The 17317-nt window shown below is 39.5% G+C and carries 18 protein-coding genes; 11 read left to right on the top strand and 7 right to left on the bottom strand.

The window, feature by feature from the left end; genetic code table 11:
* Positions 1-106 precede the first annotated feature (106 nt).
* Positions 107-730 (bottom strand): 7-carboxy-7-deazaguanine synthase QueE, encoded by a 624-nt coding sequence (locus JWR61_RS23560; RefSeq protein ID WP_301930156.1) that lies wholly within the window; start codon positions 728-730, stop codon positions 107-109.
* Positions 731-867: 137 nt separating this feature from the next.
* Positions 868-1740 carry a bifunctional 5,10-methylenetetrahydrofolate dehydrogenase/5,10-methenyltetrahydrofolate cyclohydrolase gene (locus JWR61_RS23555; RefSeq protein WP_301930155.1) on the bottom strand — a complete coding sequence of 291 codons (873 nt, stop codon included), beginning with the start codon at positions 1738-1740 and terminating at the stop codon, positions 868-870.
* Between the two features lie 135 nt (positions 1741-1875).
* Here JWR61_RS23555 and JWR61_RS23550 point away from each other — a divergent pair, with 135 nt between their 5' ends.
* From JWR61_RS23550 to JWR61_RS23540, 3 genes are all read left to right on the top strand, one after another.
* The gene (locus JWR61_RS23550) at positions 1876-2667 is read left to right on the top strand and encodes a hypothetical protein (RefSeq protein WP_301930154.1); all 792 of its coding nucleotides are present in this window, start codon (positions 1876-1878) and stop codon (positions 2665-2667) included.
* Positions 2654-4765 (top strand): helix-hairpin-helix domain-containing protein, encoded by a 2112-nt coding sequence (locus tag JWR61_RS23545; protein ID WP_301930153.1) that lies wholly within the window; start codon positions 2654-2656, stop codon positions 4763-4765. Before JWR61_RS23550 ends, JWR61_RS23545 begins: the two co-directional genes overlap by 14 nt.
* Before the next feature lie 127 nt (positions 4766-4892).
* Positions 4893-5204: a DUF3467 domain-containing protein gene (locus tag JWR61_RS23540; protein ID WP_290340140.1), complete on the top strand. Its 312-nt coding sequence runs from the start codon at positions 4893-4895 to the stop codon at positions 5202-5204.
* Positions 5205-5217: 13 nt separating this feature from the next.
* Here JWR61_RS23540 and radC read toward each other — a convergent pair whose 3' ends face one another.
* Positions 5218-5919: a DNA repair protein RadC gene (radC, locus tag JWR61_RS23535; protein WP_301930152.1), complete on the bottom strand. Its 702-nt coding sequence runs from the start codon at positions 5917-5919 to the stop codon at positions 5218-5220.
* Positions 5920-6002: 83 nt separating this feature from the next.
* Here radC and JWR61_RS23530 point away from each other — a divergent pair, with 83 nt between their 5' ends.
* From JWR61_RS23530 to JWR61_RS23515, 4 genes are all read left to right on the top strand, one after another.
* The gene (locus tag JWR61_RS23530) at positions 6003-6959 is read left to right on the top strand and encodes a ribose-phosphate pyrophosphokinase (RefSeq protein WP_301930151.1); all 957 of its coding nucleotides are present in this window, start codon (positions 6003-6005) and stop codon (positions 6957-6959) included.
* A gap of 119 nt (positions 6960-7078) precedes the next feature.
* Positions 7079-7723, top strand: a complete 645-nt coding sequence (locus JWR61_RS23525; protein ID WP_290340137.1) for a 50S ribosomal protein L25 — start codon at positions 7079-7081, stop codon at positions 7721-7723.
* A 114-nt stretch (positions 7724-7837) separates the two neighbouring features.
* Complete coding sequence (yidC, locus tag JWR61_RS23520; RefSeq protein WP_301930150.1) at positions 7838-9670, top strand: membrane protein insertase YidC; 1833 nt, start codon at positions 7838-7840, stop codon at positions 9668-9670.
* 118 nt (positions 9671-9788) lie between these two features.
* The gene (locus JWR61_RS23515) at positions 9789-10445 is read left to right on the top strand and encodes a DUF4412 domain-containing protein (RefSeq protein ID WP_301930149.1); all 657 of its coding nucleotides are present in this window, start codon (positions 9789-9791) and stop codon (positions 10443-10445) included.
* A gap of 50 nt (positions 10446-10495) precedes the next feature.
* Here the strand turns inward: JWR61_RS23515 and JWR61_RS23510 are convergent, their stop codons facing one another.
* The gene (locus JWR61_RS23510; protein ID WP_301930148.1) at positions 10496-10843 is read right to left on the bottom strand and encodes a hypothetical protein; all 348 of its coding nucleotides are present in this window, start codon (positions 10841-10843) and stop codon (positions 10496-10498) included.
* A gap of 160 nt (positions 10844-11003) precedes the next feature.
* Here JWR61_RS23510 and JWR61_RS23505 point away from each other — a divergent pair, with 160 nt between their 5' ends.
* From JWR61_RS23505 to JWR61_RS23495, 3 genes are all read left to right on the top strand, one after another.
* The gene (locus tag JWR61_RS23505; RefSeq protein ID WP_301930147.1) at positions 11004-12425 is read left to right on the top strand and encodes a tetratricopeptide repeat protein; all 1422 of its coding nucleotides are present in this window, start codon (positions 11004-11006) and stop codon (positions 12423-12425) included.
* An 80-nt stretch (positions 12426-12505) separates the two neighbouring features.
* Positions 12506-13267 carry a phosphosulfolactate synthase gene (locus JWR61_RS23500; protein WP_290340130.1) on the top strand — a complete coding sequence of 254 codons (762 nt, stop codon included), beginning with the start codon at positions 12506-12508 and terminating at the stop codon, positions 13265-13267.
* 7 nt (positions 13268-13274) lie between these two features.
* Positions 13275-14015: a shikimate dehydrogenase gene (locus JWR61_RS23495; RefSeq protein ID WP_301930146.1), complete on the top strand. Its 741-nt coding sequence runs from the start codon at positions 13275-13277 to the stop codon at positions 14013-14015.
* Here the strand turns inward: JWR61_RS23495 and JWR61_RS23490 are convergent.
* The 3 genes from JWR61_RS23490 to JWR61_RS23480 form a co-directional block, all read right to left on the bottom strand.
* The gene (locus tag JWR61_RS23490) at positions 14012-14446 is read right to left on the bottom strand and encodes a thioesterase family protein (RefSeq protein WP_301930145.1); all 435 of its coding nucleotides are present in this window, start codon (positions 14444-14446) and stop codon (positions 14012-14014) included. The genes JWR61_RS23495 and JWR61_RS23490 overlap by 4 nt on opposite strands.
* A 161-nt stretch (positions 14447-14607) precedes the next feature.
* Positions 14608-15189 carry an RdgB/HAM1 family non-canonical purine NTP pyrophosphatase gene (gene rdgB / locus JWR61_RS23485; RefSeq protein ID WP_301930144.1) on the bottom strand — a complete coding sequence of 194 codons (582 nt, stop codon included), beginning with the start codon at positions 15187-15189 and terminating at the stop codon, positions 14608-14610.
* A gap of 7 nt (positions 15190-15196) precedes the next feature.
* Positions 15197-15697, bottom strand: a complete 501-nt coding sequence (locus tag JWR61_RS23480) for a hypothetical protein (protein ID WP_301930143.1) — start codon at positions 15695-15697, stop codon at positions 15197-15199.
* Between the two features lie 50 nt (positions 15698-15747).
* Here JWR61_RS23480 and JWR61_RS23475 point away from each other — a divergent pair, with 50 nt between their 5' ends.
* The gene (locus JWR61_RS23475; protein WP_301930142.1) at positions 15748-16812 is read left to right on the top strand and encodes a branched-chain amino acid aminotransferase; all 1065 of its coding nucleotides are present in this window, start codon (positions 15748-15750) and stop codon (positions 16810-16812) included.
* Positions 16813-17317 lie beyond the last annotated feature (505 nt).

Below are 17317 nucleotides of genomic sequence, written 5' to 3'. Positions count from 1 at the left end.
AAACGCTTAGAGCATGAAGCCTAAAGGCTGAAAGTATTGGACTTACTGATAAATAGCAACGTGGTTTTTCACTTTGCCTTTTGCTTTCTGCCTTAAGCTTTCGGCTTTATGGTACGTTTATGTATTTGTGTATTTGTAAAGAAAGCTGCCATTGGGGATTGGCTTTGATATAATCGATAATTAAAGGTGTAACCACCGATGCCTTATCCCATTCGGGTTGTAAATATAATTTGCAATGCGGAGTAACAAGCGCAGCATATTTTTCTGCCCAGGTAAAATCTGACTGATTAAAAATGACGACTTTTAATTCGTTGGCGAATGGAACAACTTCGGGTAGCGGTGCTTTGAATTTTTTGGGCGAAAGGCAGATCCAGTCCCAGCTGCCGGATAGGGGATGGGATCCGGAGGTTTCAATATTTGTTTCAAAACCTTTTGCCTGTAAGGCAGATGTGAGTGCTGTTAAATCATGCATCAGTGGTTCGCCACCCGTAATTACCACCAGCCTGGCAGGCGTTGCTGCTACTATTTCAACAAGTGTATCAATAGCCATCAACGGATGTTTATTTGCATCCCAGCTGTCTTTTACATCACACCAAACACAGCCTACGTCGCATCCGCCAAGGCGTATAAAGTAAGCGGCCCGGCCCTGGTGGCCACCTTCTCCCTGGATGGTATAGAAGTGTTCCATTACAGGAAGTTGTTGCGTTATGGTGGAAGAAGTTATAGTCATTTTTTATTAATCATTCTAATGAACAGCTGCTGTTACACTTAGATAAAAGCCGCTAAAGGGTATACGGTAAAAGTGAGCCGATAACTATCGGCTGACACAACGATGCTGATTGAAAAACAACTACTGGTAAACAATAATTATTTTTGTTCACATGCATTGAAGGTGTTCATCAGCAAAGCTGCAATGGTCATTAATCCGACGCCGCCGGGTACTGGTGTAATATAGCTGCATTTGGGTGCTACGTTTGCAAAATCAACATCGCCTTTAATGGCAAAGCCGGATTTTTTTGTATCGTCTTTTACCCTTGTGATACCTACGTCAACTACCACCGCATTTTCCTTTACCATATCGGCCGTTAAAAAACCGGGTATGCCGAGAGCGGCTACAATAATATCAGCCTGTAAACAAATTTCCTTTAAATTATGGGTGTGGCTATGACAAACAGTTACGGTGCAATTGCCCGGGTAGGCATTGCGGCTTAATAAAATACTGATGGGTCTGCCAACAATATTGCTTCTGCCGATAACGACTGCATGCTTGCCTTTGGTGTCAATTTTATAATGTTCCAGCATCAGTAAGATGCCGTAAGGTGTAGCAGGAATAAAGGTGGGCAGGCCCTGTACCATTTTACCGATACTCATCGGATGAAAGCCATCCACATCTTTATCTGGATGAATAAGGCCGATGATTTTTGCTTCGCTGATTTGCTTCGGCAACGGCAATTGTACCAGGATACCATCCACATCCAAATCGGCGTTTAGTTCCTCAATTGCTGTAATTAACTCAGCTTCTGTTATAGTGTCAGCCAATCTTATCAGTGAACTTTTAAAGCCTACTTCTTCGCAACTTTTTACTTTACTGGCAACGTATGTTTCGCTGGCGCCATTGCTGCCCACTAAAATGGCGGCAAGGTGAGGCGTTTTTTTACCGGCGCTTTTTGCCGCATCGGTTTTAATCTTAATAGCATCTTTTACAGCCTGAGATACAATTTTTCCATCTAAAATTTGCATGCTGCAAAAGTAACTACTATTAAGAAAACTATTTCAATTGGAAAAATATTATTATATTACTAATATTAAATCTGTAACGTTTTGAAAAGAAATAGTTGTACAGCCGCCCTGCTACTTTTTGTCATATCGCACTGCTTGTCACAATCTTTCCGCCAACCGCTTTCGGCCGGCTATATTGGCCTTTCGGCGTATAGTACACGCCAGGCTGATGCCTTATCTTTTATAAATAACCAGGCTGCCTTAGCACAGGTGAAAAACATTACGGCAGGCGTGTATGGCGAAAGAAGATTTTTGCTTGCCGCTACCAGCTTGTATGCCGCTGCTGTGGCGGTTCCTACGGCCAACGGTAACTTCGGGGTTGCTGTTCATTACAGTGGGTTTAAAAATTTTAATGAAAGCCAGGCAGGCCTTGCCTATGCTAGGGAAGTTGGCAAAAAACTGGATATCGGCATTCAATTTAATTACTATAACTACAACGTGCCGTCTTACATAAATTCCAGTGTTATAAATGTTGAAATAGGAACTGTTTTTCATCTCACAGATAAGCTAAATCTTGGCCTGCATGTATACAATCCTGTCGGGGGAAAATTTTCAAAAACCGATGAAAAGCTTAACAGTGCTGTTACAGTTGGGGCGGGGTATGATGTGAACGATCATTTTTTTATTGGGACTGAAATTGTTAAACAAGAGAATTTCCCTGTCAATATCAATACGGGTGTTCAATACCAGTTTATGAAACAGTTTTTTGCGAGGGTTGGTGTTGCAACCGCTACTTCTGCCGGGTATGCAGGTTTTGGTGTTGGGTGGAATAATTTCAGAATGGATATTACGGGTAACTATCACCCTCAGCTTGGTATATCGCCGGGCCTGTTGCTGATTATTAATTTCGAAAAGCCATCCAAATCAGCTCCAGATGATACGCCTTAAAAAAAATGGAAGATGTATTTTACCTGCTGCTTTAAAAGTGGCGGGTTATTCTCTGTTGATGGGAACTATCATTTTATTACCGGAATTATTAATAGCACAAACGCCGGAAATACCTTCCACCATTGCAGAACAACAACTGGAAGCCATAACCGAAAACAGTGATGATAATGAAACAGAAGACGATTCTTTTTTACAATCCATGCAACAGTTTTTAAAAGATCCAATTAACCTGAATACTGCTGATGCGGAACAATTAAAAGAACTAATGATATTATCTCCCCTGCAAATTCAAAACCTTATCAGTTACAGAAGCCTGTTAGGCAATTTTATAAATCTATATGAGTTGCAGGCCGTGCCAGGATGGAATATTACCACCATTCAAAAACTGCGTTTATTCATTACCGTTAGCAACAAAGTTATATTGGTACATTCCTTAAAAGAAAGATTGCATAATGGAAGCAATACAATATTGGTAAGAATATCGGAGGTATTAGAGAAATCGAAAGGATACAGCCTTGGTCCGCCAACGGCACATAATTTTTATCCGGGCTCACCGAAAAAGGTTTTTGTACGATACAAATACCAGTACAAAAATTTGTTGCAATATGGCTTGTTGGCGGAAAAGGATGCCGGAGAACAATTTTTTAAAGGCGCTCAAAAACAGGGATTCGATCTTTATTCAGCTCATTTGTTTATACGAAATATTGGCATTATAAAACAACTGGCATTGGGTGATTTTACTGTTAACATGGGGCAGGGCTTAACACAATGGCAAAGCCTGGCTTTTAAAAAAAGCGCCGATATAGCGAATATTAAAAGACAGCTCGCAGTATTAAGACCATACAATTCTGCAGGAGAAATTAATTTTCATCGTGGAGTTGGCATTACCATTGGCAGCAAAAACTGGGAAACGACTGTATTCGCATCACTCAAAAAAGTGGATGGCAATTTTGCTACGGACACAGTAAATAATGATGGATTTATTACTTCTTTGCAAACATCTGGTTTGCACAGGACGAGCAGTGAGACCGCTGATAAAGACATACAACAGCAAATCGCTTTTGGTAGTAACCTGGCATACAATAAAAACAATTTTCATGTGGGGGTGAATGGTATTCAATATCATTTCCGGCTTCCGATTAATAAGGAAGCGGTGCCTTATAATTTATATGCATTATCTGGAAATACATTGGGTAATTATAGTATTGATTACGCTTATACTTTTAGGAATATGCATTTTTTTGGTGAAGCGGCGGTGAGCAATAGTTTTGCCAAAGCATTTGTAAATGGGTTGCTCATTAGTGTGGATGCCAATGTAGACCTGAGTTTTTTATATCGAAACATTCCGGAAAAGTACCATGCTTTATATTCCAGCGCCTTTACAGAAAATTCAACACCAGTAAATGAAAAGGGAATGTTCGGTGGTATAAGCATAAGGCCAACCAATTTTTGGCGGATTGATGCATATGCCGATTTATATAAATTTCCATGGCTTAAATATTTAACCGATGCCCCATCGGTTGGTGCTGATTACATGCTGCAGGCAACCTATAAACCGAATAAACAATTGGAATGGTATGTACGATATCACACAGAATCCAAATCAAAAAACTTTAATCCTGATTTATCAATGCTTTCGCCGGTTATAAATAAACCTAAACAAAATTTCAGAACGCAGGTTAATTATAAAATCAGTCCTGCTATTACATTTCGCAACAGGGTGGAGATGGTTTGGTATAACAAAAAAGGGCAGGATGCACAAAATGGATTTTTGACCTTTGCAGATATTCTTTATAAACCGGCATTAAAGAATTATTCAGCCAGTATGCGCATGCAGTATTTCGAAACAGATGGATACGACAGCCGTTTATATGCTTACGAAAATGATGTGTTGTTCAGTTATTCCATTCCTGTATTTTATGATAAGGGTTTCAGGTATTACCTCAACTTTAATTACGAGTTAAATAAGCAAATGACTGTTTGGATAAGATGGGCGCAAAGTATTTACCGGGATAAAACCTCCATTGGCAGCGGGCTGGATGAAATACCGGGAAATAAAAAATCTGAAATTAAAATGCAATTGCAGTATCGATTTTAAAATTTAACGTCGGCTTGCTCAGAGTACTGTTTTTACAAAATATAACTATTTCAATTTTATAGGGTCTATTTCCTACTTTTGTTGTCCAGCTATAGACTATCACCATAACCACATTTAAATTTTTATTATGCCCGATCAACAAGTGCCCAATCAAATAAACATAGAGATTTCAGAGGAAATGTCCGAAGGTCAGTATGCCAATCTTGCTATTATTACCCACAGTCATGCCGAGTTTATTATAGACTTTGTAAACGTGATGCCTGGTACACCAAAGAGTAAAGTCAAGAGCCGGATCATTTTAACACCTTTTCACGCAAAGCGTTTTATGAAGGCAATGGTGGAAAATGTAAAAAAGTTTGAAACAGCCAACGGTGTAATACAGGATATGGAAGCACTTGAGATTCCCTTTACTTTCGGAGGGCCGCCGGCTCAGGCTTAACTATTGTTGGATATTAAAGCAATCCGCCATCGGCAAAACTATAATAACCTTCTTCGCTTACTATCAAATGATCCATCATTAAAATATCGAGGTATCGGGCAGCTGTTTTAATTTTTTGTGTTAGTTCTTCATCTGCCCTGCTCGGCCGTAAATTACCTGAAGGGTGATTGTGACAAAGTATGATGGAAGTGGCTTCCTGCTCCAGTGCTATTTTTAATATGACTCTAGGATCGGCTACCGTGCCTGTTAACCCGCCGCGGCTTATAATTTCAAAATGATTTATTTTATTGGCCTTGTTCAAAAAGAGCACCGCAAACACTTCATAGCTAAAATCCTTAATGGTTGCCCGAAGGTATTGTGCAATATCGCTGCTTGTTTTGATCACAGTTTTTTCCAGCGAAGCTGAAGCATGTCGTCTGCGCCCGATTTCCAGCGCAGCCGCAATGGTAATGGCTTTGGCAATTCCAATCCCTTTTATTTTTTGTAATTCTTTTAAGGAAAGTTTACCCAATTCGTTCAGGTTGTGCCCACCTAATTGCAACACTTCTTTTGCAAGCTGTACAGCTGATTTTTCTTTGCTGCCGTTGGCTATTAAAATGGCCAGTAACTCAGAATCGCTTAAAACAGCAGCTCCCTTCAGTGACAATTTTTCTCTCGGCCGGTCATCCACCGCCCAGTTTTTTATAGACGTGGAAGGTTTGTTGATATTTTCCATGATAGAAATTTAAACATCAGCTTATATACGATAGTTTTGCAGCATCTTAATATTTCGTTCATCGTCCAAGCAACCATTCCATTATGTCGTATAACGCAAAACTTTTTTCCGGTACAGGTTCCCGCTATCTTGCCGAGGCCATTGCAACCAAATTTGGCGAGCCATTAGGTAAAGTAAATATACAACGCTTTAGTGATGGTGAGATAGGTGTAGAATTCCAGGAAAGTATCCGGGGACAATTTGTGTTTTTAATCCAGAGTACTTTTTCACCAACAGATAACCTGATGGAATTGCTGCTGATGATTGACGCGGCAAAAAGGGCATCCGCATATAAGGTAATTGCAGTAATGCCATATTATGGCTATGCCAGGCAAGACAGGAAAGACAGGCCAAGGGTGGCTATCGGGTCAAAACTGGTAGCTAATATGTTAACCGCCGCCGGCGCCGACCGTGTGGTTACGATGGACTTGCATGCTCCTCAGATTCAAGGCTATTTTGATATTCCGGTGGATCACCTTGATTCTTCTGCCATTTTTATCCCTTACATAGAAAGCCTAAATCTTGAAAACCTCACGTTCGCCGCTCCGGATGTAGGCAGTGCAAACCGTATCAGGGAAGTGGCTACTTATTTTGAAGCAGAAATGGTGATTTGCGACAAGCACAGAAAAAGGGCGAATGAAATTGCCAGTATGGTTGTAATTGGAGATGTTACCGACAGGGACATTGTTTTACTGGATGATATTTGCGATACAGGCGGCACACTGGCAAAAAGCGCTGGGCTGCTAAAAGAAAAGGGTGCCCGCAGTGTAAGGGCATTTTGTACGCATCCCGTTTTGAGTGGGAAGGCCTACGAAAATATTGAAAACAGTGCACTGGAAGAACTGGTAGTTTGTGATACCATTCCGGTAAAACATATTGGCGGAAAAATCAGGGTAGTTTCTACAGCGGAACTGTTTGCAATTGCAATACGTAATGCATTGGAAAATAAGAGCATTAATAGTCTTTTCTTACGCAGCCGTATGGCAAATAGAAAGATCTAGTAATAATGGGTAATGTTGTTTCAAATGGCTTAAAGATGCTGGTATGTCAAATATTCGTTTTCAACTATCGAAATACTCATTATTTCCTTACCTTTGCGCCTCATTAAAAAAATCATTAAATGAAAACGATTACAATCGAAGGACAAATCAGGACCGAATTTGGCAAAAAAGCCACCCGCCAGCTTCGCCTTGAGGAAAAAGTGCCAGCTGTAATTTACGGAGGTGCTGAGGAGATTAATTTTGCTGCTCCTGCAACGGCGTTTAAAAACATTGTTTATACGCCTGATTTTAATGTAGTGGAAGCTACAATAGACGGAAAACCTTACAGGTGCGTATTGAAAGATCTTCAATTTGACAAGGTAAGTGACCAGTTAATTCACGTAGATTTCCTGGAATTGGTGGAAGATAAAAAGGTTACTGTTACATTGCCGCTTAAATTCACCGGGGCTCCTGCAGGTGTTAAAGCGGGTGGTAAGCTGGTTATCAAGATGAAAAGTTTGAAAGTTAAATTGTTGCCTAAATATTTACGCGAAAACATTGAGCTGGATATTACCAATCTTGCTTTAAATGAAAATATCCGCGTTCAGGATGTAAAGGCTGAAAATATGGAGATTATGAACTCACCCCGTATTCCAATTGCCTCTATCACAATGACGCGTCAGTTGAAACAGGAAGAAGCTGCTGCTCCTAAGGGCGCCGCTCCTGCAAAGGCTGCTGCACCTGCTGCTGCCGCTGCTAAAGCCGCACCTGCTGCAAAAAAATAAGTTGATTTGAATGTATTTTATATTAAAAAAATGCCCTGCTTTTACAGGGCATTTTTTATACGGGGCAACTATAAACTTTAATTACCTTTGCCCACTTAAATTAATATTATGGGAATGGATAGAAATACCGTGATTGGTTTTGTGCTGATAGGTATGTTGTTGATGGGCATGTTTTATTTTAATAATAAAGGCAATGCTGCTTACCAGGCAGAGCAACAGCGGCTGGCAGATTCAATTGCTAAAACAAAACCTAAGGTTGATATCGCAAAGATGAAGCTGGATTCACTGAGATTTGATTCAACCCGCAGGGAAAAAGCCGCCGGCAGTTTACAGCAGGATGGGGCGGTTGCAGAAACCACGCTTGAAAATGAAGTGATGAAAATTACTTTTACCAATAAGGGCGCACAACCTAAAACAGTTGAGTTAAAGAATTATAAAACACTGGATGGTAAACCTGTGATTATACAACAGGGCGAATTCAATAAGATTTCTTATGATATCAATACTGGTGAAAATGTAACCGGGCACACTGCCGACTTGGTTTTTGTAACCGGTGCTAAAACGGAAAACGCCGACAAAAGCCAGACTATCACATTCAGTATCAAAGATTCGGCGGGTAAACAAATCACCCATCAATATACGTTACGTGCTAATGATTATTTACTCGACTTTGCAATTGTATTAAACGGTGCAGAAAAATTGGTGTCAAAAAATACCATTAACCTGCAATGGCAAACGCAAACCAATCAAATTGAAAAAGACGAGGTATACGAAAAAGGACAAACCCATATTTGTTACCTAACAGATGGCAGTTATGATTTTACTATGCTCGGTAATAGCGGCGATGACAAGAAATTTGAAAAGCCGGTTGACTGGCTTTCTGTAAAGCAACAGTTTTTTGTAAGTGCCCTGGTAAACAAAAATAAATTTCAAAGTGCCGAAATTAAATGGACTGTACCGGCGGATACTTCCCTGCATATTTTGGCGCAAACAGTGGCCAGCTGTGATATAAATATCGGTTCAGGTTCCCAGGCAACCGTTCCCTTACAATTATATTACGGCCCGAGTGATTACCATGTGTTAAAAGCGTACAATAATAAAATGGAAAATATTGTGCCTTACGGAAGTGGTGTTTTTGCTTTTGTAAAATATATCAACCGGCATGTTTTATTACCTGTATTTGATATATTAAGAAAGAATGTGGCCAGCATGGGAATCGTAATTTTATTGCTGACCCTTTTTATCCGTTTACTTACTTCGCCCATTTTATATAAGAGTTATGTAAGTGGTGCAAAAATGAAAGCACTAAAGCCGGAAATAGATAAGCTGAAAGAGAAGCATGGAGAAGATAAGCAGGCTTTTAGTATGGATCAGATGAAGCTGTGGAAATCGGCGGGGGTAAGTCCATTAGGCGGTTGTTTACCAGCAGTGTTACAGATTCCGATCTTTATGTCGCTATATTATTTCTTCCAGTCAAACATTTCGTTGCGGGGGCAAAATTTTCTTTGGGCAAAAGATTTGGCGGCATACGATTCTATTTATAACATCCCCTTTAATATTCCTTTCTACGGCGATCATGTGAGCCTTTTCACATTAACGGCGGTAATAACCAGTTTACTGATTTCGATATATAGCATGACTAACATGCAGGATAATTCCAATCCTGTGATGAAATACATGCCTTATATTTTCCCCGTGTTGCTGCTGGGCGTTTTTAATAAACTGCCTTCGGCCCTAACATGGTATTATACTATTTCCAATACTATTACTTTGATCCTGCAGATTGTGATTCAGAAATACATTATTGATCATGATAAAATACTGGCACAGATTGAAGAAAACAGAAAGAAGCCGGTTAAGCAAAGTAAGCTGCAGGAAAGAATTCAGGCAATGCAGGATGCCAATAAAAAGGTACAGGATGTAAAAGCCAAAACACAAAAGAAGTAAACGTCTTTAAAGAAAATATTAGCCTGCAGTTTTCAGTAACTGCAGGCTTTTTCGTGTATGAGTTTGTGATTATTTTGGCATTGTATTTCCCTATCTTTATCCACACAAAATGAAAGTTATGAAAGCTGTAGCAATGGTTGTAATGTTAGCGCTCAATGGTTATGTCTATGCTCAAAAAATAATTTCAGAGGGAACCCTGGTTTATACGATTGCTACGCAAACCGGTAGTAATGCTGCGCAGCCCGACCCTTTAAGCGGTGCTACCAATACTGTGTATTTAAAAGGAAATTTAAGCAAAACAGAAATGTCAAGTCCACTGGGAAAGGAAACAACTATTTACGATGCAAAGAATTCGACTGGTGTTATATTAAAAGAATACAGCGGTCAGAAGCTGATGATTACATTAACGAAAGATAACTGGACAAGTCACAATAAAAAATTCGAAGGGATAGTTTTTACTCCAACTACTGATACCAAAAAAATCGCGGGCTATAACTGCGTAATGGTAACCGCCAAATTAAAGGATGGCAGCGTAATGACAGTCTTTTATTCGCCGGATATAAACGTGAATGATAAAAACTACAACCAGTTATTTAAAAATCTTCCCGGGCTTCCTGTAGAATACGAATTTGAAAGTGGCAAACTGAAATTTAAATATACACTTGCTTCTTTTGATCCGGGTGCAGTTGCCGGTTCCAAATTTGATATCCCAAAATCCGGTTACCGGGTAATGAGTTACGACGAAAGCCGGGTTGGGAAAAAAGACAGTAACTAAAAAAGACCTTCGTTAAGGAAGATCTTTCAAAATATTTTTGCTAAAAGCAGTTAATGGCTGTGAATGATCAATTTCATTCCTGTATAGCCCTGTGTAATTTCCGGCATTACAATTTTATGTTTGTAAGGAATAACATAAGTTATATTTCCTTTCTGATAAGTAATTAATGAGTTTGCCATAATGCTGTTGCCAACTGTTTGCGTACTGGTTAACAAACTTCCTTTGTAACTTAATCCCGATTTAAGATTAAATGCAATTGAATTTCTTAGAGTAGACGGTGTATAGATATTTAAAATAGTTTTATTCTTCTTTTTCCCAACGCCTCTGTCAGCCATAGCAACCTGTGCAATGCCAAACAGCAGAGCAATTGTAAGTAACTTTTTGGTGAACGTTTTCATTTAAAATAATTTTAACTAAACAAAGATATATTAAAGTTCTGTCAAAATGCGTACCACTTATACAAATCTTTATGATGAGTTTAACGCATAGGCTTAGGAAATGTTACTTTTTTTTGATGGTTTATTCAAATTAATGTATTTTACAGTAACCTACAAGCGCATGAGCAAAAATCCATACCGTCAAGACAGGGAAGAGTTGAAGGAACTGCTGCAACAGTATGACAACCTTAAAACAGGGCGTAGTCATTCTTTTATTGAGGAGGATGCCTTCGAAAAAATCATCGACTATTTTGATGACAAAGACGAACTGATTCAGGCATTGGAAGTCACCGACTACGCTATCAATCAATATCCATACTCTTCTTCATTACTTATAAAAAGGGCTGACCTTTTAATTGCAGCAAAAAAGTACAAGGAATCGCTGTATTTTTTAGAGCAGGCAGAAATCCTGGACAGCAGCGATATTAATCTTTACATTCTTAAAACGGATGCTTACCTGGCATTGGATGAGCAGGAAAAAGCCGCCGAGGTGCTGGAAGATGCCCTCAATTATTTTGAGGGAGAGGAAAAACTGGAACTGCTTTTTGAATTGACAGACGTATATGATGATTACGAAAATTTTGATAAGGTATTTGATTGCCTGAAAATGATACTTGAAATGGATCCCAATAACGAAGAAGCGTTGTACAAGATTTGTTTCTGGACAGATTTCACTGGCAGAAATGAGGAGGGGATAAGATTGCACCAGAAAATTATTGAGGATTTCCCCTTCAGCGAATTAGCCTGGTTTAACCTGGCCGCAGCTTACCAGGGAATTAAATTATACGAAAAGGCAATTGATGCCTATCAATACGCCGTTGCAATAGACGAAAAATTTGATTATGCCTGGCGTAATATGGGCGATGCTTACTTGAGACTTAGAAAATACAAGGATGCTATTGAAGTGTTGCAAAAAGTATTGGAATTGGCGAGGCCGGAAGATGTTATTTATGAAGCCATCGGCCATTGCTACGACAAATTGCACAATTATGCACAGGCAAGATTTAATTATCGCAAGGCTACACATTTAAACCAGGATGACAGCCAGTTGTTTTATAAAATTGCAGTAACGTATATGAACGAAGGCGTTTGGGACAGCGCGATAAAAAATCTTCACATTGCAATGCGCATTCACCGGTTACAGCCGGAATATAATTTAGCCATGGGGCAGTGCTTTATGGAGCAGGGTAAAATAGAAGAAGCAGTGCAATACTTTGGCAATGTGGTACGTAACAAACCAAAAAACAGCAACGGTTGGCTGGAGCTGTTAAAATGTTTGTATCATGCCAAATGCATAGATGAAGGCCTGGAGTATGTGGAGCACGCCATCGAATTAACCAATGTAAAACCAATTTTCCTTTTTTATAAAAGTGCCTTTCTTTTAGCAGCGGGTAAATCAAAGGAAGCTATCATTCAGCTGGAATTGGGTATGGAAAAGAACCCCAAGCTGGTAAAAAAAATCATCGAATTAAATCCTTCCATTCTCCAAAATCAATTGGTAGTAGATGTTATTGCCCGGTTCAAGCGCAACAAGTCAATTTAAAACATCCCGTTTTTCTGCTGGTGCATTACTAACTATTAGTAGTCAATGGTTATCTTTGCGCCAATCAAAAAAATAGTGGAATGAATTTCAATCTTTCTCAGATACCCGAGCGCCACAAAAAGCCACGTGCGCATGGTATCACAATGGTAATGGACAAGGGACTAAGTGTACAGGAGGCAAAAAATTTCATGAGTGTTTCCCATCCGCACGTTGATATTGTGAAGCTTGGTTTTGGAACTGCCTTTGTTACGCCCACACTGAGAGAGAAACTGGAAGTTTACCTCTCTTATGATATTCCCGTTTATTTCGGTGGTACTTTATTTGAAGCCTTCCTGATTCGCAACCAGTTTGATGATTATATAAAAGTCTGCAATGAATTCGGAATTAAATATGTTGAAGTAAGTGACGGTTCTGTTACTATACCACATACAGAGAAATGCGGATACATTGAAAAATTAGCCAAAAATTTTATTGTGCTGAGTGAAGTGGGAAGTAAAGATGCAGCTCATATCATTCCTCCCTATAAATGGATAGAGTTAATGCGGGCCGAACTGGAAGCAGGCTCTGCCTATGTTATAGCTGAAGCAAGGGAAGCTGGCAATGTTGGTATTTATCGGGGAAGTGGTGAAGTAAGAGAAGGCCTGGTACAGGAAATTTTAACACAGATACCCGAAGACAAAATTTTATGGGAGGCTCCCCAAAAGGCACAACAGTTGTACTTCCTGGAGCTGATTGGCTGCAACGTTAACTTGGGTAATATTGCTCCAACAGAAGTCATTCCTTTGGAAGCCATGCGCATAGGATTGCGTGGCGATACGTTCGAACTCTATCTCAATAAATAACCACCACATGAAGTTGTATGGGTTGATTGGTTATCCGCTAGGGCATTCCTTTTCAAAGCAATATTTTGCAGAAAAATTTGCCAGGGAAGGAATTAGTGATTGTTTTTATGATGCCTTTCCCATTTCGGCCATTGATCAATTTCCATCGTTAGTTAAAGACCATCCCAATTTAAAAGGATTAAATGTTACCATTCCCTATAAAGAACAGGTGCTGCAATTTGTTACGCATTTAACACCAGAAGTTAAAGCGATTGGCGCTGCAAACTGTATCAAGATTGAAGGAGAGCAGTTAACCGCATTTAATACAGATGTAGTTGGCTTTGAACGATCATTTTGTAAGTTATTAAAGCCGCATCATACAAAGGCCCTCGTGTTGGGAACCGGAGGTTCATCAAAAGCAGTACAATATGTGTTGCAAAAATTGGGCATTCAATTTTTATTAGTCACCCGCAGCGAAAATACGGGAGCAGGGTTTATCAATTATGATATGATTGATGAACAAACAATGCGATCTTACCCTGTTATTGTCAATTGCTCACCTTCAGGCATGTCGCCCAACGATCACACCTATCCGAATCTTCCATATCAATTTATTAGTCCGCAACATTACCTGTACGATTTGGTGTATAAACCTGCCAAAACATTATTTCTTCAAAAAGGAGAGGAGCGGCGTGCACAGATACAGAATGGGTATGAAATGCTTATACTCCAGGCGGAAGCGAGTTGGGAGATATGGAACAACGCTTAATGAGCTGCCAAAATATTCTTTAGTACCTGCGGGATAGTACTTACCTTTTTTAAAGCATAGTTATAGCAAACCATGCCGGTTTTAGCATTGGCCAGCAAACGCTGTTCACCATGTCGGTTTGTAAAAAGCTGGTAATACAATTCAAATCCAGCGCTTGAAATTTCGCTACAGCTAAGTTGTACTTCAATTCTATCGCCATAAAAAGATTCCTGTTTAAATTCCAACGCCAGATCACTCATGATGAGTCCGATTCCAGCGACATTGAGCTCAGTAAAGAAGTGGCTTTTTAACCATTGCACCCGGGCTTCGTGCAGGATAGAAACAAAGGCATCGTTGCCAACATGATTACCATAGTTAATATCACTGATCCGTACCGGGATTGTCGCAGTAAAAATTTTATGTGAAGGAATGGTAATCTTTATTCTTGCCATTGATATCGCAAAGTTAAAAAAAATAATAAAAATGTTTGTAGCCTGGGCGTTTCCCGCCGCTGCGGGCCGGGCTTTCAGTTCCTGGTCCTCGCCACGCTCCGTTCCACTACGCTTCGTTCCGGGCTTTCCGTTGCAATCCCCAAAGCTTTAGTTATTCCCTATTATTTCTGTTCTTTTAAAAATGCAATCATTTTGGTCATTGCTTTTTTTCTGTGACTGAACTGGCTTTTTTCTTCCAGAGACATTTCAGCAAATGACTTTTCACTTCCGGCAGGTACAAAAACAGGGTCATATCCAAATCCCTGGCTGCCCCGCCTGTCTTTAATAATTGTACCATCACAAATTCCTTCAAATTGTATTTCCTTACCATTTAGTATAAGTGATATCACAGTTCTGAACCTGGCTTCCCGATTGTGTAATGAAGACAGCTTTTCAAGCAGTTTATCAATATTGGCATCAAACGATCTGTCGTCACCGGCATATCGTGCACTTTTTACGCCTGGTTCTCCGTTCAATGATGTTACTTCTAAACCGGTATCCTCACTAAAACAATTTTTACCCGTGAGTTGATGAATAGTCATTGATTTCTCAGTTGCATTCGCTTCCAGCGTGTCATGCGGTTCAGGAATATCGATGTCAATGCCAGCTTCCTTTAATGTGCTGACAGCAAACAGATCACCAAGCACAACTTTTATTTCATCAACTTTATGCTGGTTGTTGGTAGCAAAAATCAATTGATCCATAAGAAAATTATATAGAAAAAATTTGTTTCAGGCAATTCCACAGTTTAGCTTTTTCAGCTTTATTTTCCTGTATTTCCGAAAGCATAGCGGCAGTAAGATAGGTCTGGCTGTTAAAAGCCTGTACCTGGTATTGCGGAAATTCAATAGGCAGGTTGATTTGTGCGGGCGTTACGCCAAATAAAATTACCTTTTCTCCCTTTAATTCCTGTTCAATTGCCTTATAGGTAATGTTTTTATTTTTCCGGGTGTTGATGATGGCTACATCCTCCATGGTTAAGCTGCAAGCCGATAAAATACCCAGCAAAAAATTTAATTGTTCATCTGGCAAATACAGGGTTTCATCATTGGCTACCAGGATAATTATTTTTTTTCGGTTATGTCCCAATATAGCAAATGATGCCGCTGCATCTCGCTTTTTAACTGGTTCCGGACTGTCTGATTCAACCAGTGAATTTTTAAATAACTCCTGTATTAAAAACGGCGTTAACTGAATATTATCTATGTTCATGAACCTTTACTCTGTATTTTTTTTGTTACTTTGTTGTAAAATTAAGGAATATGATAGCCGCGGAAGATTTTAATATCACCAAAGTAAAACAGAGTAAACTGGAAGGAATAAGTTTGGATAACGTGCCTTTTGGTAAATATTTTACAGACCACATGCTGGAAGTGGATTATGAAAATGGCGAGTGGCAAACTCCGTCCATTAAACCTTATCAGCCACTTTCCCTTGCACCGTCTTTAGCCGCACTGCACTATGGTCAGGCCATTTTCGAAGGTATAAAAGCGTACAAGGATGCAGATGGTAATGCGTCTATTTTCCGGCCGTATGACAATTTCAAAAGATTCAATATTTCTGCGGAAAGAATGGAAATGCCTGCTGTGCCCGAAGAAATATTTATTGAAGGAATGCGCCAGCTGATTGAAATTGAGAAAGACTGGATACCTGCAAAGCCGAATCACTCATTATATATCCGGCCTTTTATGTTCAGCAGCGACGAAGCCATCGGTGTACGGCCAAGTGATAAGTATAAATTCCTGATCATTCTAAGCCCTACAGGTCCTTATTACGCGGCCCCTATGCGTATTTACGTAGAAGAAAAGTATGTGCGTGCAGTACAGGGAGGATACGGTTATGCCAAAGCAGCAGGTAATTACGGAGGTTCGCTGCATGCAGCTGCTGTGGCACAAAAACAGGGTTACGACCAGGTTTTATGGATGGATGCTTTTGAACATAAATATGTGCAGGAGTGTGGCACAATGAACGCCTTTTTTATTATAGACAATAAGGTAATTACACCTGGCTTGGAAGATGGTACCATTCTGGCGGGCGTTACAAGGGATAGTACCATTGCAATTTTAAAAGAGATGGGATATATCGTGGAAGAAAGAAAGCTCAGCATTGAAGAAATAATGGATGCTTATAAAGCCGGCACTTTAAACGAAATTTTTGGTACAGGAACCGCTGCAACCATCTCTTTAATTAAGGAATTAAAGTACAAAGATTTTATTATGACCTTTGATGTTGACAAATGGACAATAGCACCGGAAATAAAGACCAGAATGGATGCAATCAAATATGGTGAAGCACCGGATAATCACCAGTGGATGATGGCGGTGTAAAATTATTTCTTAAAAAAAATAAAAGATTCTTTTCCCTTTTGAAAGTGTTGGCAGCTTTTGGTTTGACAAAAAAAGTTTAGCTCAGATAAATACAGTAATCGCCCTGAAGTCTTTACACATAAAGGTTTCAGGGCAATTACATTTTGCGCACTTAATTACATTAATTACTACTAGGGCTAGTTTCTGAGGGGCTGCTCATTCATTTTCATGAAAGTATTTTGCACAAAGCGGCAATTAGTTTTAATAAAATTTGGAAGCTATACCGAACGCCCTTACCTTCGCACTCCCAAATAAAAAAGGGGTAGTTCTTAAAAATAAAATCACCGGAAATTTCGAAAAATAACGAAAAGAAATTTAGAAGTTTTTCAAATTAAATTAGGTGTATAAAAATAAAGTGATTACTTTTGCAACCCGCTTGAAAAAGTGGGGAATACGAAAGAGGTTACAAAGTTCTTTGAAAGATTGGAAACAACAGCGCAGACGAAGCCTTTCGGGGTGGAGTCAA

The organism is Ferruginibacter sp. (assembly GCF_028288465.1).
GTDB lineage: Bacteria > Bacteroidota > Bacteroidia > Chitinophagales > Chitinophagaceae > Ferruginibacter.
The sequence above is the reverse complement of the archived record's forward strand: the minus strand, read 5'-3'. Positions and strand labels throughout refer to the sequence as shown.